Consider the following 19,534-nt stretch of genomic DNA (forward strand, 5'->3'; position numbering starts at 1 on the left):
TATTTTACAGTAGACATGCAACATCTGGGTGTTGGCCGTCTTGTAGACCCGCTGACGAGCCTGTTCGAGGATGCCCCTAATATGCGCATAGAATTCGCCGCCAACCAGCTCGGCACCCACCTGCCCTGCAAGTTTGTCCGTCTCGCCCAGAATATTCGCCTTGTCCAAGGCTTTTCCTTCTTCGGTCATAGATGCTTCCCTGCTGTCAGTTTTCCTCAATATCGTTGACAAAATCCACCCGCAAGATTTTGTCAACGCTGTTGGCAAAATCACCTATTGGCATTGTGCAGACATCGCCTGCACAATTCATCCGTTCCGAATTGCTGCGATGACATCGCAGCAACCTGTTCGCGTCAGCCTTACCCTTCAATCCCCAGAATCTCGCAGATCTGTGTGAGCTTAGCATCAATTTCCGCATCAAGCCTTGCTCGCTCAGTACGGTAGTTGCGAATGAGTTCATCCGGAGGCAGCACTTCTTCCTCCTCATGCGGATACCCACAAAGATCGAGGTTGTACCCGTTGTCTCTCAGTTCCTCAGAGGTGTAGAACTTCACCTTCGGATTGCCGTTCTCAATAACCTCCACACGATTGGTCCACCATGCGCGTACGGAATCAAAATGTTCACCACGAATAGGCTTGGTCTTAGAAAAATGTTTGTAGCCTTGCGGCATATCCATGCGATAGAACCATACGCCTTCCGACTTACCTCTGTTCTCAAAGAACAGAATATTTGTCGTAATAGAAGTGTAGGGCGCGAAAACGCTCTGTGGCATACGCACAACTGTGTGGAGATTCATATCCTCCACTAAGCGACGCTTGATCTCGATCTTGGCGCTATCGGAGCCGAAGAGGAAGCCATCCGGAATAATGACCGCTGCGCGACCACCGCGCTTGAGCCGATAGAGAATAAGCGCAAGGAAAAGGTCGGCTGTTTCAGACGAACGCAACGCTGTCGGAAAATTGCTTTGAATGCTCGCAAGCTCAGAACCCCCATAGGGTGGATTCATAAGAACGACGTCGAATTGTCCGTCGGCTTTGTGTTTCCAGTCGCGCACGTCATGCTCAAGAGAGTTAGCGTGGAATAGACGGGGATTATCAATGTCGTGAAGCAGCATGTTAGTGACACAAAGCAAATAGGGTAATTGCTTTTTCTCTATACCGTAAACGGATTTTGAGTAAAGCTCGCGATCGGCCGGAGTTTTGATCTGAGCATCGAGAAGTTTGAGGGCACTCGTGAGAAAACCGCCTGTCCCGCAGGCAAAATCCGCCACAGACTCGCCAAGCTGAGGGTTCAGCATCTCGGCCATGAAGTCAGTGACAGAGCGGGGTGTGTAGAACTCGCCCGCGTTGCCAGCCGACTGAAGATCTTTCAGAATTGTCTCATAGATTTCACCGAAAGCATGACGCTCTTTGTACTCCGTAAAGTCAACCGCCTCGTCAATAGTATTCACTACCTGACGCAACAAAACGCCATCTTTCATATAGTTGTTAGCGTCGACAAAAGCCGCTTTGAGAACAATCTGAGAGAGTGGAGCATTCGGTGTAATTTCAAGTTCACGCAAGCTCTTAAAAAGGCCATCTTGGTTATTGTCCACAAAATTCAACAAGTCGTCGCCCGTCAGAGCTTTACCATCTTTATTGTCGTGTGCCCAGTTGCGCCAGCGCAGGCGCTCGGGAACAACAGAAACATACTCATCGTTATCAAATTCCCATTCCCTCTCCTTGGCATCGTAGATTTTAAGGAAGAAGAGCCAGGTCATCTGCTCGATGCGCTGAGCATCACCGTTTATTCCGGCATCTTTACGCATAATATTCTGCAACGTTTTGACCAAATTTCCGAGCGCCATGCGTATTTCTCTCCTTTATGCAACATAAAGAGCATCTTCGAGAGCTTTCGCAGCACGAAGATACTCCTGCTTGCCGCCGAAAGCCTCAACTATCTTCATGGGATTACCGAAGCGACGAAACTCGGCGAGCTTGAGAACGCGTGTGTCGTCGAGATCAACAATATTCGTACTGGCGTACTTGTCGAGCAGTGTCTCGAGTACCTCACGGGCAACACCGGCGTACTCATAGAGGTAGCCTTTTTTCTTGACATTATTTGCTCGTTCTGAACGAGTAAGCGGCTTTTGGTCATAAGCAATATGGCAAATGAGATCGAAATCACTCATCTGATCTTGACCGGATTCTCGCCGCAATTCTTCAAGGAATACACCTCGCTCCTCCAACTCATCAATGATGGTTTGCTTGCGATCTTCAGCCTTCCAGGCAACAAGAAAATGATCGAGCGTGTCATACTCACTCAAAATATTCTTACGCGTGTAATCTTTGAGACTCTCGGTAACGAGTTCGCCTGTGCTTGAATAGTATTCAACACGCTCCGACACTATGTGAACCTCTACACCATGAACATAGTATTTCACGCGTTTTGTCGCAGGATCATCCGGATCGGTCGGGTCATCCGGCCACTGAGGAGGATTGGGTATCGGCGTAACGTCGGGCGGTGAGTCGGGTTCGTCAGGATCAGGCTCCATGGGACCATTGGGTGCTGGTTCGTAGATTTGTACAGGCTCGCCATCGAAAGAGGGATCGGCAAAAAGGCGCGAAGCATCCCGGAAGTCGAGAATGGTGAAGTAAAGTTTATTATACGCTTCGTAAATGCGCGTACCGCGCCCGATAATTTGCTTAAACTCTGTCATACCTTGCTCGCCAAAGAGATTGTCAAGCACAATAACCTTACAGGTTTTGCAGTTGACACCCGTGGTGAGCAACTTTGACGTGGTGACGATGGCAGGATATTTTTCGTCAGGATCCATGAAATTATCAAGCTGCGCTTTACCTTCACCATCGTCGCCAGTAATGTTCATGACATACGTGGGATGTTCGGCCATGATATCAGCGTTCTCGTTTACAAGAGCCTGCCTCATACGATGAGCATGGGGGACATCGACACAGAATACAATTGTTTTAGCGTAACGATCAGTTTCCTTGAGAAACTGAGTAATTTTCCGTGCCACCTCCTCAGTGCGTTCCCTGATGACAAGTTCCCTATCGAAGTCCTGTTTTTCGTAAACACGATCGGCAACTTCTTTGCCATTGTCATCAACGGTTCCGCTCTGAGGGCGCCAGCCGTAAACATCCACATTGGTTTTCACACGCACGACTTTATAGGGTGCAAGGAATCCGTCCTCTATTCCTTGCTTGAGTGAGTAGGTGTACACAGGCTCACCAAAATAGTCGATATTGGAAACATCCTTGGTTTCCTTAGGTGTGGCCGTCATCCCAATTTGGATAGCCTCATTGAAATATGAAAGGATCTTGCGCCAGGTGGAGTCCTTAGCGGCACTCCCACGATGGCATTCGTCTACGATAATAAGATCGAAAAACTCACGATTGAACTCACGGAAGATTTCTTCACCATTCTCGCCCACAAGCTGTTGATAGAGAGAGAAGTAAACCTGATAGGCAGAATCGAGTTTACGACCTGACACTTTAGTCGTAACTTTCTCGAGTGGCTTGAAGTCCCCTGCAATAGTCTGATCAACGAGGACGTTGCGGTCAGCAAGATAGAGAATACGTCCAGCAATGCCAATCTCACGAAGGCGGTGGACTATCTGGAACGCGGTGTAGGTCTTGCCCGTCCCTGTAGCCATAACAAGTAAGATACGATCTTTGCCCCGGGCGATAGCTTCAAGCGTTCGATTGACTGCAATACGTTGGTAGTAACGTGGAGAATTTCCACCATACTCTTTGTAATAGGGGGCGGACATAACAAGCTCAGGATATTCGCCTTCCAAAGCCTTGCCTTTGCGATAGCGTGCCCATAGCTCTTCGGGCGCAGGAAACTCATCCATGGAAAACGTGCATTCTTTGCCCGTGATGAAGTCATGCTCCACGAATCCCTTGCCGTTTGTGCTGTAGGCGAAGGGAACATCAAGAGCCTCGGCATATTCCATAGCCTGCTGAAGGCCAGCATGCATCGATTTCTCGGTACCCTTGGCCTCAACAATGGCAAGTGGGAGTTCAGGTGCATACATGAGAAGGTAGTCCGCTTTTTTGGGCTTTTTGCGCGTAGTAAGACGACCACGCACAACAATTTCACCGTCAGTGAAGTAATACTCAGTGAAAATCTGTTTTGCAGGATCCCAGTTCTTTTTAAGCGCTGGATCAATGAGTTTAAGGCGCGCGTCCGACTCGTTCACCTTGCCCTCCTCATAACCTCTATAGCAAGCAGCCTCGTAATGAGAGTTTAAGTCTACCACGATAGAGACGCATGCAGCAGACCATATGCGAGCGGATGAATGACCAAGACCATCCACGCCTCGGGTGTTTGGGCAGCTTCACAATGCAAGCGTCGTATCCATTTTTGAAAGGAATCAAGGAGTTCGAAGAACCCAAGCGTAGGCCGAACGCATCGTTGCGAAGCGAGGCGAGGCTGCCATACCCCATCAGAAAAACCCTTTTACCCCAATATTCGGAGAAGCTCCTGTTCGCACGACGGATCAAATGCAGCTCATAGGCGACACGGTAGCCGCATTTGAGCGCGGCGGCAGAAGCCTTGGCCTTTCCCGGGCCGCCGTCGTTCCGGCAGCGGCCCGACAGCAATCTGGTGAATTCCTGGCAGCCGCCCATCTCCCTGTTGAATCATTGTCGGCACAAGCTCGCGTTCACCGGATCTCGGGCCGAGCGCCCTCCAACCGAGCGAGCGTCTGCCCTGGTTCGCCGCAATCCACGCCGAGCCAGCGCGCCAGCTCCGCCCTACGCCCACTTGTGCGTCACACCGCGGCCTTCGGCAAGGGCCTCGGCGCCCCACTGGGCGAACAGGCCGTCGTGGTAGGTGTCGGGCCGATAGGTTTTCGCCTGGCCGTAGCCGTCGATCACCTGGACGGCGTTCAGCATGTTGCGCGCGATGAAGGCCGGGTCGTCGGCCTCCTGGGCATGTGCGGGAAGAGCTCGCCACACGTACGCGAGCGGGCGGTCGTAGCGGTCGGTGCGGCTGGTGTCGTACTGCAACCACAGCGTGTCCCCCTCTGTCACCAGGCTCTTCATGTGGTCGGACGCCAGCACGCCCTCCTCGCAGTTGCGCTCTTCCTGCGGCGCCACGCTTTCAGGCGTGTCGATGCCTATCAGGCGCACCGAAACATGCTCGCCATCCGGCATGGTCACCGCCAGCGTGTCGCCGTCCACCACGTGGCGCACGGTCACCTGGTCGAACGTCGCAGGGTCAAGGCGGGCCGCCTGCTCGGCCGTGCTGCGGGCCGCGTCCTCGGCAGCCGCCGCACGAGCCGCGTCCGACACAACGAAAGAACCCTCCGAGGCCGGCGAAGACTGCGCTTTTGCACCGATGACGGCATTCGCCCCTGAAAGCTCCCCTTCCCCCGACGTCGCCGCCTGCGAGCCGGCCCACGCAACTGCGGCCAGCACCGCAATCGCAAGCACGGCCGCCACGCGGCCTCCCGGACCTTTCTTCCCCAGCGACTTCGCCGCCGCGCGAACGACGCGGCGCACGCCCTCCTGCCGCAGAATCGATCCCAGATCGCTCTTCGCCACAGGCGCCTACTCCCCCGCGCTCATGAGCACAGCGCCATCAAGCGAGGTCACGCGCACACCCAGCACGCGGCCGGCCTCCACCTCCATGCGGGCGATGCAGCGCGGAAAACCTCCACGCGGGCGAAACGCCGCACCGGGGCACAGGACGTAGTCCGCAGGCCGAGCCTCGACGCCCGTCAGCAGCTCGGGCACGTGCGTGTGTCCGTGCACGCACACCTGCGGAATGGGATCGCCCGCCGCCAGGCCCGCGCACCCGTTGAACCCTATCCGCACGTCGCGCGGGTAGTGCGCCACCAGAAAGCGCACGCCGTCGATAACCGGATGCGCGAAGCGCCCCACGCGGCTGCCGTATTCGTCGAAGTCGTTGTTGCCGAGCACGGCTGTCGTTGGCGCAAGCGCTTCGAGCGCGCACAGCACGTCGGGTCCGCCGATGTCGCCCGCATGGATGATGCGGTCAACGTCGGCCAAAGCGGCAAGTGCCTCGTCGGAAAGCCGTCCGTGCGTGTCGGATATGATGCCGATGATGGTCATGTGCGTCCTTCCCGCGTCCTTCCCGCGTCCTTCCCGCGTCCTGCGCCGCGTGCGCCCGTGCGCCGCCCGAACTCGTACAGTATAGGCTATCCGCAGATGCCGCAGCGGCAGAGCGCCTTTGCGCTCAACGTCGCCCGCTGCAAAGCGCACCGTCCTTCAAGACGAATGGCGACCCTCGGCCTCCATGGTGCGCCTTCGCGCTTTCTCCGGGCAACTCGCATCCGTCTTGGCGGTTTTGGGGCGCCGTAAGCGATCATGAACCGGAAAACTCGTCGCGCGCATCAGCTGCAGGCTTCCGTAACGAGCATGTGCCAGGCGCATGCCGGCTCGGCCCCCGTTGCCACAGCGGCGCTGCGCGCGCGGATCGACAGCGTATGATCGTCCACATGCCGTAATTGACGAAACCGTAACTTTTAGCACTCTCAACTTGACAGTGCTAACACAACGATTTATAACAGGCATGTACAGAGAAAACCGCACAGAGTGAGACTAAGATTTTTTCAGTCCCACGCACGATTAGGAGATGATTGCTATGGCCATGATGGTACCTATGCGCAGAAGCCGCAACCTGCTGAGCGAGCTGATGAGCGACCCGTTCGACGCGTTCTTCGACATGGCGTCCGCGCCGGCCCAGAAGATGTCGCCCACGCTTATGCGCACCGACATCAAGGAGACGGACGCAGGCTTTGAGCTGACCATCGACCTGCCCGGCTTCAAAAAGGACGATGTGCAGGCCGAACTCAAGGACGGCTACCTCACTATCGCCGCGCAGACGCAGAGCGAGACCGAGGACAAGGACGAGAAGGGCACCTACGTCCGCAAGGAGCGCTTCAGCGGGAAGTGCAGCCGCACGTTCTACGTGGGCGACGACATCGAGGAAGACGACATCCGCGCGAAGTTCGAGGACGGCGTGCTGAGGATCGCCGTGCCGAAGAAGCAGGAGCAGCCCAAGCTCGAAGAGAAGAAAACCATCTCCATCGAGGGCTAACCCCCCTCCATTTACTCCCCTCCTCTCAGTGCGAAAGCGGCCGATCGGCCGCTTTCGCACGTTCTGCCGCAGATCGCAGCGCCATCCGCGCGCATCCTCCGCATATGGCCCACCCACGCGCAGCTTTCGCAGCCCCCCTATGCGCAAGCCCCCCGGCGCGTCCCCATGCGCGGCCACGCGCACGACCTCTGCGAAAGCCCGCCCGGCACCGAGCGCGCACTCGCAACCTATCCTCACGAAATCCCGTTACGCAACCCCTCCCCTCGGCTGCTCCCGCCTCACAACCCATTCCTTCGGCAGCTCCCGCTTCGCAACCCCTTCCCTCGGCTGCTCCTGCTTTGCGGCCGAATGTTTCACGTGAAACATTTGTTCATCGTTTTGCCGACGCATGGCGACGCCGCTCGATCCCCCCTCGCCGCACCCCATCCCCCACCCACCCCTCCCACCTGCTCCCTTCGCTCAATGTTTCACGTGAAACATTTGTTCCCCATTGTGCCAATGCGCGGCCGCACCAACCATCTCCCTTCGCCACGCCCACCTCCCCACCCGCCCGATGTTTCACGTGAAACATTTGTTCCTTGCGTTTTTCGTGCGCGGGCTGGCGCAAACCCGCGTCCGATCTGAGGAAACGCGCGGCGGCACTCCCCTCTGCACGCGCCTTTGGAGTATGATGGTGCACGCAACAGGCAAACCGGCAGGGAGCAGGCAGAAAGACGGACGGGGGGCGCGCATGGACGACACGACAGCACGCATGATCTGGACGTTCCACAAATGGGTGGCCGACGCACCGCGCGGCGGCATGGTGTTCTTCGGCGGCGCGGGCGTTTCCACCGAAAGCGGCATCCCGGATTTCCGCAGCGCCAACGGCCTCTACGCGCAGAAGTACCCCTACCCGCCCGAGCAGATGGTGTCGCGCAGCTTCTTCGACGCGCACCCGGACGCGTTTTTCGACTTCTACTGCGACCGTATGATCGCGCTTGAGGCGCAACCGAACCGCGCGCATCGCAAGCTTGCCGAACTCGAACAAGCTGGCACGCTCAGCGCCGTGATCACCCAGAACATCGACGGCCTGCATCAGAAGGCCGGCAGCCGAAACGTGCTTGAGCTGCACGGCAGCGTGCTGCGCAACTTCTGCATGGGCTGCGGCGCGCCCTATCCGGTGGAGAGACTGCTCGAGCTGCGCGCCAAGGCTGCCGACGGAGTGCCGCGCTGCCCCGCGTGCGGCGCTATCGTGAAGCCTGACGTCGTGCTGTACGAGGAACCGCTCGACGAACGCACGCTCAACGCGGCCACCGCCGCCATCGCCCAGGCCGACCTGCTGGTGATTGCGGGCACGTCGCTTGCCGTCTATCCCGCCGCCGGGCTCATCGACTTGTTCCAGGGCCGCCACCTGGTCATCGTGAACCGCACCCCCACCCCGCGCGACCGGCAAGCAAACCTCTGCATAGCGGCCGACGTCGGCAAAGTGTTCGACTTCTAGCGCTCGTGCGGCAAACAAATGTTTCACGTGAAACATTCGGTCGCATTTCGCCCGCACCCGTATCCGCATCCGCAGCGCATCAGATTCGCGTTGCGCCCACAACTGCAACGTGGAACGCTTGCATCGCGCTTGCACCAAACCCAAGAATAGGAGCCCTCATGTCCGAAACCGCTTCGCCCAAAACCGCCGCATCTGCGCCCGCCGCACCCGCAACCGCCGCACCCGCAATCGCCACGCCCCAACTTGCCGACATCCGCCAGGTGTCCGACGGGTGGATCAAGAAGTACCTCCTCACCTACACCATGCCCGACGGCTCAACCCACACATACGAAAGCGCCTCGCGCAAGAGCATCGACGCCTACCGCACCGAGCTCGAGGGCAACGCGCGTGGCGAACAACCCACCGCCGACGCTGTGTGCATTGTGCCGCAGACTGTCGACGGAAAATTGCTGCTCATCCGCGAATTTCGTTACCCGCTCAACAGCTGGTGCATCGCGTTTCCTGCTGGGCTTAAAGAGCCGGACGAAAGCCTCGCCTCTTGCGTGAACCGCGAACTGCGCGAGGAAACAGGCTACGCCCTGCGTGCGGAAGCCGACCTTGAAGGCGCGCCAACACTTGAACCGCTGCCGCAGGCGGGCTACTCGTCAACCGGCCTCACCGACGAGACGGTGCACGTCGTATTCGCCCAGGTGGAACACGTAGCTGACGCACAACCGGAACCCAACGAACTCATCGAACCCTTCCTGCTGCCTATCGACGACGTCCCCCGCTTCCTCGCCGAAAACACAACCCCCATCGGCACCCGTGCCCAACTCATCCTCGAAGCCTTCGCCCGCCGACGGTAAAGTCAACGTAGCCGGGTTACGCGCTTTCATGAGGACAAAACTCCGAAACTACACGTTTTTACGAGTAGAGCACACCCCTCAATTGCACGTTTTTAGGGGTAGAGCGCATCTCTCAATTGCACGTTTTCAAGGGTATTAACCGAAATATGATAGGCCTCATCAATAATTCAATGATTACGATGCACCGTTTTTAATATAAACCGTTCGGCAAGAGCATCTTCAAGTAACTGGCGGTCTTTTTCAATTTGATAGGCTAGTGTCGCTTCATGATCTTCCTGAGATACCTTTTTATACGGAATGCTATGCTCCCACTCTTTGGCGGCATAGTATTCCTCTCGATAGCTGAGCGCCCGTTTCATAGCCTCCAGTCGACGCATGGAATCAGCCTGTATATCCTTCTGCCTCACTCCCACACGCCCCCTTCTCAACCTTTCAAGCACTGTTCAAGCAACCCAATTCTTACTATACCATGCGGGACGTAAGCACTGTTGCTCTCTGTCAGATACCTTATCAACGAGCACCTGACAAAAATTAATAATTAAAATGATAATTATTTATCCATTGACTATACAATTATTGACACACTCAAGAATAGATTTGAAGAGGTGATTTGCTGCATGCGGCGGCGGAGGATGTGGCTAGCTAAGAGGGCGCCCAAAGCAGCGCCGGCGGTGTCCACCAGCCAATCCACAGGGTCGCAGGCGCGGTCGGGAACGAACAGCTGATGCAGCTCGTCGGTGACGCCGTAGAGGCTGGCGCAGGCAATAGCCACCAGAACAGCACGCGAAAGCGGCAGATGGCAGCGCAGGGCGTTGGTCCACAGCGCGCCGAACAGCGCGTACTCGCAGAAGTGCGCGATGGAGTTGATCGCGTCGGCATCGGGTCCCAAAATCTGCGCCTGAGCGTCCTTGAGCGCCTGATAGACCAGGGAGAACAGGCCCGTCCCCTCGTTGAGGTCGGCGCCGGTGTTCGACGACGCGTAAAAGATGAAGCACGCCCACGCAGCCACGAGCGCCCAGCTTGCCGCCACGAACCAACGCGGACGGTGCGACTCTTGCGGCCGGCGCGCTTGACGCGGCTGGCCCGACCGGTGCGCTTGACGCGGCCCGCTCGCCTGCCCGGCTGCCATCAGCGCCCGCCCGGCTCGTTTGCGTGCTCGGCCGCCATCAGCGGTTGACCACCTGCATCTGCAGGCCCTCCATCACGTCGAGCGCCTTCTCGTTGAGCGCGCCGTCGAACGAGGCCGTGCAGGCGGCATCCACGATGATAGGCACCTCCGGGCAAGCCGTCTTGGCCAGCACGGCATTGGAGATCACGCAGATGTTGGACACCAGGCCCACCAGCTCTATGCTCTCGAACGGACGCGCGCCCAGCTCGTCGGCGGCGCGCTGGGCCGTGCGCAGCCAGTCGAACAGGCCCGCCGACCCGAACGCAGGCTTGTCGAACACCTCGTCCGACGCGCGCACGGCGTCCGCGACCGTCCCGTACAGGGCATGCCCGTCCGTGCCGCGCATGCAATGCTCGACCGGCAGCAAGCGGCCCTCCTGCGTTTCCAGGTAGCCGCGCTCGTGCGTGTCCAGAGTGAACACCACCTCGTCGCCACGCTCGCGGTAGGCGGCTATCTTGTCCGCGATGGGCCCCTCCAGCGCTTCCGCTCCGGCAAACCCCAAGGCCCCGTCCACGAAATCCTTCTGGAAGTCCACCACCACCAGCAAACGCTTCATCGCCGCTCCCCCTCCGCTGCCCGCAGCGCCGCCAACTGGGCGCGCGCTTTGTCCATCTGGGCCTCCACGTCAACGCCCACCACGTCCAGATCCTCGGCCGCCACGAAACGCGTCTGAGGGATGCCGAACATCTTCGCGATGCCGCACAAATACTCGTAGCCGAAGTTGGCCCCCTCCACGCGTCCGCCGCACGTGGTGATGTAGGTGAGGCGCTGCGCGCGGCACAGGCCCTCGCATCGGGCGTCTTCGGTGTAGTGGAAGGTGGACTCGCACACGCTCACGTGCTCGAGGTATATCTTGAGCGCGGCCGGGAACGACAGATCCCAGTACGGCGCGCCCACCACGATGTCGTCCGCCTGGGCAAACTGCCGCGACAGCGCGAACACGGGGTCGTCCCACTCGCCCGCGAGCTGCTTTTCCGTCCGATGCGCCACCATCTCCGCGTCGAACGGGGCGAGCCGCAGCTTCGCCAAGTCCACCTCGACGACGTCCTGTTTGCCCGCAAGGTACTCGCGGCACAAGGCGAGCGTGCGGGATTCCTCGCCTCGCATGCAGGCGTTCACGAACAGCGTGGTCATAACTCCTCCTTACGAGAACCGCAAAGCGTGGGTGAACCCGGCCCAGCTGAGCGGGTCGGTGTCGCGCACGTAGGCGCCAAAGGTGGGCGCGTGCACGTAATGCGTGCCGCCGGCGTTGCAGGCGATGCCCACATGGCCGTTGTAGCCGTCGCCGTAGCTGATCCACAGCACGTCGCCCGGCTGGGCCTCCGACACGGGAAGCCGCGCGGAAGCCGCGTAGTACAGCGCCTCCGTCTGATGGGGAACCGACATCCCCACCTGCAGATACGCCCAGCGCACCAGCCCCGAGCAATCGAAGGCGTCAGGCCCCGCCGCGCCCCACACATAGGGGCAGCCGATGCGCGAGAGCGCGTAGTCCACCACCGAGCCCTGCGAGGGAATGGCCGCGGCCGCCGACCCGCTGCTGTAGGCGTACGTCCGCCTGACCTGGGCAGCTGCCGCAGCGGCCTCCGCCGCGCGCTGCTCCTCCTGCTCTTTGGCCAAAAGCTCCTGCGCCTCGGCATCCAGTTGTTCGAGCGTCGCCTCCAAAGTGACGATGGTCTCCTCGGCTTGGGCCTTGATGCGCGCCGCCTCGTCCTCCCGGTCGGCCGCGATGCGCTCCTGCTCCTCCAGGACCACCTTGTCGGCTTCTATCTGCGCGCGCAGATCCTTCGTCTGCTGGATCATCGCGGCGTCGTCCTCGTTGAGGTCGTTCAGCAGGTCCCAGTTCGTCACCAGCTCGTCGAACGATGTTGATCCCAAAATGAGGTCGATGAAGGTGGCCTGCCCGCTGCGGTACATGCTGCGCGCACGTTTTCCCAGCTTGTCCTGAAGGTTGGAAAGCTGCGCGTTCGCTTCGTCTATACGCTGCTGGGCGTCCTTGACGGCCTGCACGGCCGCCTCGTGCTCGTCGAGGGCCTTGTAGTAGTCCTCGGCTGCGCGGGCAAGCTCCTCCTGCATGGAGGTGATCCGACCCCTGACCGCATCAGCTTCGGCGAACTTCTCGGCAGACGTGGGCTCGGCCCAAGCGCGAACCGGGCGAAGCAGGGCGGCTGCGCCCACGACCGCAGCGCCCGCGACAAACGTGCGGCGATCAATGCCGCGCGCGGAATTCGTCATGCGAAAACCTCCTTGCAACGCGCGGCGCCCGCTCCGCCTGTCCGCCTCCCTTTGCGGAAACGAAGGGCGCCCGCGTCAATCAACGGTTTCGCATCACTATACCACGCTTCGACACAGCGCCGCCCATCTTCACGTCCTGTTCGTAGGGCCAGGTGGGAAAGGTATTTTTTGGCAAAGATCCCGCAGATTCGAACGAAACGACGAAGCGGCGCGAACCCCCTCATGGCCGCATTTGGCGCGCCGCGGCACGCATGAAAGCGGGCGTCGCATCCGGCACCCGCCCTATCTCTTTGCGTCGTCGAGCGCGTTCAAAGCGGCGTTGTAGCCGCCGGTGCCGTAAGAGAGGCACTTCGAAACGCGGGCGATAGTGGTGGCTGAGGCGCCCGTAGCCTCCTCGATGGCCGCGTACGACTTGCCGGCGTCCAGCTGGCGCGCCACGGCAAGCCGCTGCGACGTCTCCTTGATCTCGCGGATGGTGAACAGGTCCTCCAGCAGCGAGAAGATCACGTCCTTGTCGTCAAGCGTGGCGAATACCTGCAGCAGGTCCTCGACCTCGGGCGTCCGCAGTTCGCTCATCGGCCCCCTCCAATCCTCATGAGCCCGTACTCGATGGAATCCACCAGCGCGTTCCACGATGCCTCGATGATGTTCTCGGACACGCCCACGGTGCCCCAGCTGCCATGCCTATCGCGCGTGGTGATGACGACGCGCGTGATGGCATCGGTGCCCACGTTCTCGTCAAGGATGCGCACCTTGTAGTCCACCAGCTCCATGTCCGCCACCTGGGGATAAAACGCGGTGATGGCCATGCGCAGCGCGTTGTCGAGCGCACCGACCGGACCCGCGCCCTCGCCCGTGGCCACGAAGCGCTCGCCGCCCACGTGGATCTTGATGGTGGCCTCGCTCATAGCGTCCTTGGCAAGCGCGCCCGTGTCCTCGCGGTCGTCCACGATGACGCGGAAGCTCTCCAGCGTGAAGTGCGGCCGGTACGCGCCCAGATGGCGCTGGAGCAGCAGCGCAAGCGAGCCGTCGGCCGTCTCGTAGGAGTAGCCGGCCGCTTCGCGGCGCTTGATGTCGTCGAGGATGGCCTGGGTCTTGTCGGCATGCGCGCCCAGGTCTATACCCAAACCGCGCGCCTTTGCCACAAGCGACGCCTTGCCAGCAAGCTCGCTCACCAACATGCGCTGCGTGTTGCCCACGCTTTCGGGCGGCGTGTGCTCGTAGGCTTCGGGAAAGCGCGCGATGGCGCTGGCATGCAAGCCGCCTTTGTGGGCGAACGCCGACGCGCCCGCGTAGGGATGGTGGGCGGGCACCGACACGTTGCACGCCTCGGCCACGAACTGGGACACGCTCGTAAGCTCGCGCAGGTTCTGCGGCCCGACCGTGGTGCGCCCCATCTTCAGCTCGAGGTCGGCGATGACGGTGAGCAGATCGGTGTTGCCCACGCGCTCGCCGAAGCCGTTCACCGTGCCCTGCACCTGCGCAGCCCCCGCGCGCACAGCGGCCAGCGTGTTGGCCACGGCGCACCCCGAGTCGTTGTGGCAGTGGATGCCCAGCTGCTGCCCCGGCAACGCCGCAGCCACGGCGGCCGTGATCTCGCCCACCTCGTGAGGCAGCGCGCCGCCGTTCGTTTCGCACAGGTCGATGGAGTCCGCGCCGGCCTCGCTGGCCGCGCGCACGCAGGCAAGCGCATAGTCCGGGTTCGCCTTGTAGCCGTCGAAAAAATGCTCGGCGTCGAACACCACGGTCAGGCCCTGCGCCTTCAAAAAGGCCACGGAATCGGCAATCATGCGCAAGTTTTCGTCAAGCGTGGTCAGAAGCGCGCGCGTGACCTGCGCATCCCACGTCTTGCCTACGATGGTGGCCACCGGCGCCCCGCTGGCCACAAGGTCCGCAAGCCCTTGATCCTCCTCGGCCGCCACGCCCTTCTTGCACGTGGAGCCGAACGCCGCAATGCGGGCATGTTTGAGCGGCAGCGTTTGCACGCGCTGGAAAAACGCGATGTCCTTGGGGTTTGACGCGGGGAATCCCCCCTCTATGAAGTCGATGCCGAACGCGTCAAGCCGCTCCACGATGCGCAGCTTGTCCTCCAGCGACAACGTGATGCCCTCGCACTGCTCTCCGTCGCGCAACGTGCTGTCGTAGGTGAGGATGCGATCCACAAATGCTCCTTTGCTTGTCGGGAGGGGGTACTTGATTGAACTGGTAGGTTTGGTGGGCGCTCGACCAGCCGCACGCGATTCGCGCGAAGCACGAGAGCACCCCCAGGTTGACGATTCGCGCGCAGCGCGAACATAAGGACGCCCAGGTTGGCGTAGTAAGTCAGTGAGGGCCGCCGAGGTGCCCGGAATTGCCGTGAAAGCGCGAGGACGCGTACCGTGGTACGCGACGAGCGCTTGGAGCGACAAGGCCGGGCGCCTCGGCGGCCCGCAGCGTCGGCTGGTTCCGCTGGCCGGCAGGCCGGCGGAACCCCTAACGCGACGAGCGCTTGGAGCGGCAAGGCCGGGCGCCTCGGCGGCCCGCAGCGTCGGGAGGGTCCGGCGGCTGATAAGCCGACGGAACCCTACACCTCCGCCAGCCACTCGGCGTATTCGTCCACCTTGCCGTACGCCACGTCGAAGAAGCGCTCTTGCAAAGCACGTGTGACTGGGCCGGGCTTGCCGATCACGCGGCCGTCCACGCTGCCGATGGGCGTGAGCTCGGCGGCCGAGCCGGTCATGAACACCTCGTCGGCAATGTAGAGGTCGGCGCGCGTGAGGCTTTCCTCGATGGCGGGGATCTCCAGGTCATCGGCCAGGCACAGCACCGAGTCGCGCGTGATGCCCTCAAGCAGGCCGTCGGAGAGCGGAGGCGTGGACAGAATGCCGTCGCGCACGACGAACAAGTTCTCGCCCGTGCCCTCGCACACCAGGCCGTTCTCGTTCAGCATGATGGCCTCGGCGTAGCCATGCTCCTTGGCCTCGAGCTTCGCCAGAATGGAGTTCATGTAGGACGCCGTGGCCTTCACCGCAGGCGGGATGGCGTTGTTGGAGCGCTGACGCCACGACGACACGCCCACGGACACACCGTTTTCCAGCGCGTCGCCGCCCAGATAGGTGTCCCACGGCCAGCAGGCGATGGCCACGTCGGTGGGAGCGCCGGTGGGGTCCACGCCCATCACGCCGTAGCCGCGGTACACGATGGGGCGGATGTAGCACGACGGAAGCTTGTTCGCGCGAATGACCTCGAGCGTGGCTTCGCACAACTCGTCTGCCGTGTAAGGCAGGTCGATGCAGGCGATCTTGCAGCTGCGGTGCAAGCGCTCCATGTGGTCACGCAGGCGGAACACGTAGCTTTTCTTCGTCTCCGGGTTCTGGTAGCAGCGGATGCCCTCGAACACGCCGGAGCCGTAGTGCAGCGAGTGGGACAGAATGTGCGTGGTGGCGTCTGCCCAGGGGATGAGCTCCCCGTTTTTCCAGATGTAGTCGACTTCGGTGATATCTGCCATTGGTTGTCCCTTCTCGCTGGCCTCTGACGTGCGGTTTCCCGTCCTATTCGCCCGCTTATTGTACTCCAATCGACTAAAGCGCATAAGGGTTTCCGGCGAACTGCCGTTTTTTCGACGAAAGCGACAGAAGGGAAAGACCGAAACCCCAAGGGGCGTTTTCGGCGATCTCGCGGAAAGCCCGTCGCGTCTGGGCCGAGGGCCGGCGGCGAGCCTCCCGCGACGCCTTTCGCCGTCGGTGGCGAAAAGCATCGGCGCCGCCTCCAAAGCTCCTATCCCCGCAGCACCTCGATCACGGCGTTGTCCGAGCGCAACTCGGCATCCCACACTTCCATCGCAAGCACGATGCCGTCTGCCGTATGCCCGTCGGCAAGCCGGAACGCCTCGCGAAAGCAGCGATCCAAAGCATCTCGCTCAACACGCTGGCCGCAGTACGTCCGGTCGGGGAGCGTGATCGCACGCACTTCGTTGACGCAAGCCGACGCGATGCGCTCCTCCTCGCCGGGAAGGGGCGCCGCCTCGAGCACGGCGAACCAACGCCCGCCGCCCCCGCCGGCCAGTGCGTCCGGGCAACCGCCCCCGCCGGCCAGCGCGCTTGAGCCGCCGCGCCCGTCAGCCGTCGTGTCCGAGCCGCTGCCTCGCCCGCCGCCTTCGCTCTTGGGCCCTTGAGGGTCCGCGCTGGGAAAGCGAGCCATCCCCTGCAGGAACAGCGGCACCAAACCGCAGCTTTTGACTTTGCCGTACAGCTCGGTCATCGTTTTCGCGTAGCGCTTCACGTCGAATCCGGCCGTCCTCCAAGGAACTCCGAAAAACAACCGTCCGCCCAGGTTGCGCTCGTACAGCGGTCGCTGAGCGCGGCAATGCTCTTGGGCGGCGATCTCTGATCGGCATCCCTCCAGCTCCATGATGAGGGCGCGCGTCGAGCGCAATCGCTCTTGGGCAAGCTCGCGGGCATGATCGAGCAGGGCCGCGGTGTTCATGACACCGTCGTCGGACAGGTAGCCGGCCAGCTCCTTGAGGGGAACTCCCAGCTGGACGCAGAACACGACAACGTCCAGCTCGTTCATCTGCCGCATGGCGTAGTACCGATAACCCGTCTCCGGGTTCACGTACGCGGGACGAAGCACGCCGATGCGCTCGTAGTAGCGCAGCGCCTTCACCCCAACGCCCTTCAAGTGCGACACCTCTCCTATCGACAGCAAGTCACCGCGCACAACGTTCCTCCACAACCCCGCGATTCTGTTTGACTCTCCCCTTAGAGGATAGTTTAGGATACCACAGCGCAGTCAAGATATTCGGAAGCCGTCGAACAGCCGGGCCGCACGCCCGCAATCAACGGAGGTGATCTGCATGGCGCCCTATTTGATGCTCGCCGTCGCCGTAGTGTGCGAGGTGTTCGGCGACTCCATGATGAAGCTATCCCACGGCTTCGAGAAAAAGGCGCCCCTCATCGGCGTGGCGGCAGGGTATCTTGCCGCGTTCTACCTCATTGCTCAAACGCTCGAGCAACTGCCGCTCGGGTTCACGTACGCAGCTTGGACCGGACTGGGCATTGCGCTCACCGCCGTCGTTGGCGCGCTGTTTTGGAAGGAGCCGTTCAACGCAAAGAAGATCGTCGGGATAATCGCCGTCATCGCCGGCGTGGTCCTGCTGAAGCTGGGGGTGTGACCATGGACCGTATCCACCCGTTCGTCCAACTGGGCGTCTCCATTGCATTCGAGGTGTTCGGCACCACCATGATGAAGCTGTCGGAAGGGTTCACGGTGCCGCTGTTCGCTGTCCTGACCGTTGTCGCGTACGTCGTGTCGTTCGGCATGCTCACCTTCACGCTCAAGCACTTGCCGCTCGGCGTGGTGTACGGAGTGTGGGGCGGCATCGGCACCGTGCTGACCGCCGCCATCGGCATCGTGGCGTGGGGCGATCCCTTCAGCTGGACCACCTGCGTGGGCATTGCGCTCATTGTGGGCGGCGTGGTGCTGCTCAACCAAGGCGACCGCGAGGCGAAAGGCGCCCCCGAGGCGTGAGCGCGCAGCACGCGGCCGTGTTGGAGCGGGCGTTACGCGCAATCCGCGCGCTTTCTCGCTGGGTTTTCGGCGCTTTCCGACATCTTCCGGCCTCCACGCGGACCGAACGCAGCGCAACGGTAATGGATTCGAAACTTCCGGATCCCTTACCGTTGACGACACCGGAAGCGCCCGCCTCCCGCCAAACCGCAGAACCCTGGCGCCCCCGCCTTGTCCGCTACACGTAGAACAGCAGGTCGTTGTACGTGGGCACCGGCCAGTGATCGCGATCCACGAGGATCTCCATGGCGTCCACGGCCGCGCGCAAATCGTCCATGACCGGGATGATCTCGTGCGCGTAGTAGTTCGCCTTCTTTTGCTCGTCGGCGATGTCGCGAGCCGCATGGTGCATCGTATCGAGCTTTTGCAGCTGGTCGTCTATCTCGCGCACGCCCGCTAGCAGCGTGTGCAGCAGCTTCTCCTGCTGGGTGGTCTCCGCACCGACGCAGGCGGCCTTGATGGCCGCCACTCCCTGCGCCAACTCGGCGGCGTAGGCGTTGATGGCGGGCAGAAACGCACGGCGCACCATGCGCTTCATGGTGCGCGCCTCGATGTTGAGCAGCTTGGTGTATTTCTCCAGCTTCACCTCGTAGCGGCTGCGCACCTCCGCCTCGGACATGACGCCGAACTGTCCCAGAAGCTCGATGCTCTTGCGCTCCACGAAGCACGGCAGCGCGTCGGCCGTGGTGCGGTGGTTGGCAAGCCCCCGGCGGGCGGCCTCCTTTTGCCATTCGTCGGAGTAGCCGTCGCCGTTGAAGATGATGCGCGCATGCGCCTTGAGCGTCCGCTTGACGTACGCGACGGCGGCCGCCTCGAACTCGCCCTCCGGCACGCCTTCCAGAGCGTCGGCGAAGTCTTTCAGGCTCTTGGCCATGGCCGTGTTGAGGATGGTGTTGCAATCCGACAGGTTCACCGCCGAGCCGGGCATGCGGAACTCGAACTTGTTGCCCGTGAACGCGAACGGCGAGGTGCGGTTGCGGTCCGTCGTGTCCTTGAGGAAGCTCGGCAACTCGGGAACGCCCAGGTCCATGGACACTTTCTCCACGCACGTGTACTCGTGGTCGTCCACGAGCGCGTCCACCACCGCACCCAGCTCGTCGCCCAGGAACATGGAGATGATGGCCGGCGGCGCCTCGTTCGCGCCCAGGCGGTGGTCGTTGCCCGCCGAGGCCACCGACATGCGCAGAAGCTCC

Annotated in this window: 19 protein-coding genes and 1 pseudogene; 5 read left to right on the plus strand and 15 right to left on the minus strand. The window is 61.0% G+C overall.

Annotated elements, in window-relative coordinates:
* The 5 genes from ACWKY3_RS01915 to ACWKY3_RS01935 all read right to left on the minus strand — a co-directional run.
* Positions 1–189: hypothetical protein (locus tag ACWKY3_RS01915; RefSeq protein WP_449314740.1), on the minus strand; the 189-nt coding region annotated here is incomplete at its 3' end.
* Positions 190–359: 170 nt separating this feature from the next.
* On the minus strand, positions 360–1,847 hold the full coding sequence (locus ACWKY3_RS01920; protein ID WP_449314741.1) for an N-6 DNA methylase: 1,488 nt from the start codon (positions 1,845–1,847) through the stop codon (positions 360–362).
* Positions 1,848–1,862: 15 nt separating this feature from the next.
* Positions 1,863–4,202 (minus strand): EcoAI/FtnUII family type I restriction enzme subunit R, encoded by a 2,340-nt coding sequence (gene hsdR / locus ACWKY3_RS01925; protein ID WP_449314742.1) that lies wholly within the window; start codon positions 4,200–4,202, stop codon positions 1,863–1,865.
* A 556-nt stretch (positions 4,203–4,758) separates the two neighbouring features.
* A complete protein-coding gene (locus tag ACWKY3_RS01930; protein ID WP_449314743.1) occupies positions 4,759–5,550 on the minus strand; it encodes a thermonuclease family protein in 792 nt (263 codons plus the stop codon).
* A 6-nt stretch (positions 5,551–5,556) separates the two neighbouring features.
* Positions 5,557–6,081, minus strand: a complete 525-nt coding sequence (locus ACWKY3_RS01935) for a metallophosphoesterase family protein (RefSeq protein ID WP_449314744.1) — start codon at positions 6,079–6,081, stop codon at positions 5,557–5,559.
* 532 nt (positions 6,082–6,613) lie between these two features.
* On the opposite strand from ACWKY3_RS01935, the gene ACWKY3_RS01940 reads away from it, so the two are divergent.
* The 3 genes from ACWKY3_RS01940 to ACWKY3_RS01950 all read left to right on the plus strand — a co-directional run bounded on the left by ACWKY3_RS01940 (position 6,614) and on the right by ACWKY3_RS01950 (position 9,394).
* Positions 6,614–7,069 carry an Hsp20/alpha crystallin family protein gene (locus tag ACWKY3_RS01940; RefSeq protein WP_449314745.1) on the plus strand — a complete coding sequence of 152 codons (456 nt, stop codon included), beginning with the start codon at positions 6,614–6,616 and terminating at the stop codon, positions 7,067–7,069.
* Between the two features lie 730 nt (positions 7,070–7,799).
* Positions 7,800–8,549 (plus strand): NAD-dependent protein deacylase, encoded by a 750-nt coding sequence (locus tag ACWKY3_RS01945; RefSeq protein WP_449314746.1) that lies wholly within the window; start codon positions 7,800–7,802, stop codon positions 8,547–8,549.
* A 158-nt stretch (positions 8,550–8,707) separates the two neighbouring features.
* The gene (locus ACWKY3_RS01950) at positions 8,708–9,394 is read left to right on the plus strand and encodes an NUDIX hydrolase (RefSeq protein ID WP_449314747.1); all 687 of its coding nucleotides are present in this window, start codon (positions 8,708–8,710) and stop codon (positions 9,392–9,394) included.
* Positions 9,395–9,561: 167 nt separating this feature from the next.
* On the opposite strand, the gene ACWKY3_RS01955 is transcribed toward ACWKY3_RS01950, so the two are convergent.
* The 9 genes from ACWKY3_RS01955 to ACWKY3_RS01995 all read right to left on the minus strand — a co-directional run bounded on the left by ACWKY3_RS01955 (position 9,562) and on the right by ACWKY3_RS01995 (position 17,492).
* Positions 9,562–9,801 (minus strand): hypothetical protein, encoded by a 240-nt coding sequence (locus ACWKY3_RS01955; RefSeq protein ID WP_449314748.1) that lies wholly within the window; start codon positions 9,799–9,801, stop codon positions 9,562–9,564.
* Positions 9,802–9,959: 158 nt separating this feature from the next.
* The gene (locus tag ACWKY3_RS01960; RefSeq protein WP_449314749.1) at positions 9,960–10,523 is read right to left on the minus strand and encodes a VanZ family protein; all 564 of its coding nucleotides are present in this window, start codon (positions 10,521–10,523) and stop codon (positions 9,960–9,962) included.
* 37 nt (positions 10,524–10,560) lie between these two features.
* Complete coding sequence (locus ACWKY3_RS01965; protein ID WP_449314750.1) at positions 10,561–11,118, minus strand: cysteine hydrolase family protein; 558 nt, start codon at positions 11,116–11,118, stop codon at positions 10,561–10,563.
* A complete protein-coding gene (locus ACWKY3_RS01970; protein ID WP_449314751.1) occupies positions 11,115–11,696 on the minus strand; it encodes an NAD(P)H-dependent oxidoreductase in 582 nt (193 codons plus the stop codon). The genes ACWKY3_RS01965 and ACWKY3_RS01970 overlap by 4 nt, the downstream gene beginning before the upstream one ends.
* A gap of 9 nt (positions 11,697–11,705) precedes the next feature.
* A complete protein-coding gene (locus ACWKY3_RS01975; RefSeq protein ID WP_449314752.1) occupies positions 11,706–12,794 on the minus strand; it encodes an NlpC/P60 family protein in 1,089 nt (362 codons plus the stop codon).
* 282 nt (positions 12,795–13,076) lie between these two features.
* Positions 13,077–13,370 (minus strand): YerC/YecD family TrpR-related protein, encoded by a 294-nt coding sequence (locus ACWKY3_RS01980; RefSeq protein WP_449314753.1) that lies wholly within the window; start codon positions 13,368–13,370, stop codon positions 13,077–13,079.
* Positions 13,367–14,956, minus strand: coding sequence for a citramalate synthase (gene cimA / locus ACWKY3_RS01985; RefSeq protein WP_449314754.1), 1,590 nt, complete (start codon positions 14,954–14,956; stop codon positions 13,367–13,369). Before cimA ends, ACWKY3_RS01980 begins: the two co-directional genes overlap by 4 nt.
* 401 nt (positions 14,957–15,357) lie before the next feature.
* The gene (locus ACWKY3_RS01990; protein ID WP_449314755.1) at positions 15,358–16,281 is read right to left on the minus strand and encodes a branched-chain amino acid transaminase; all 924 of its coding nucleotides are present in this window, start codon (positions 16,279–16,281) and stop codon (positions 15,358–15,360) included.
* Between the two features lie 269 nt (positions 16,282–16,550).
* Complete coding sequence (locus ACWKY3_RS01995; RefSeq protein ID WP_449314756.1) at positions 16,551–17,492, minus strand: MerR family transcriptional regulator; 942 nt, start codon at positions 17,490–17,492, stop codon at positions 16,551–16,553.
* A gap of 136 nt (positions 17,493–17,628) precedes the next feature.
* On the opposite strand from ACWKY3_RS01995, the gene ACWKY3_RS02000 reads away from it, so the two are divergent.
* Positions 17,629–17,946 (plus strand): DMT family transporter, encoded by a 318-nt coding sequence (locus tag ACWKY3_RS02000; RefSeq protein WP_449314757.1) that lies wholly within the window; start codon positions 17,629–17,631, stop codon positions 17,944–17,946.
* Between the two features lie 2 nt (positions 17,947–17,948).
* A complete protein-coding gene (locus ACWKY3_RS02005) occupies positions 17,949–18,302 on the plus strand; it encodes a DMT family transporter (RefSeq protein ID WP_449314758.1) in 354 nt (117 codons plus the stop codon).
* A gap of 217 nt (positions 18,303–18,519) precedes the next feature.
* Here the strand turns inward: ACWKY3_RS02005 and ACWKY3_RS02010 are convergent.
* Positions 18,520–19,534 (minus strand): annotated as a pseudogene (locus tag ACWKY3_RS02010) (glutamine synthetase type III); the annotation flags it as partial.

It is taken from the genome of Rubneribacter sp. (assembly GCF_965361815.1).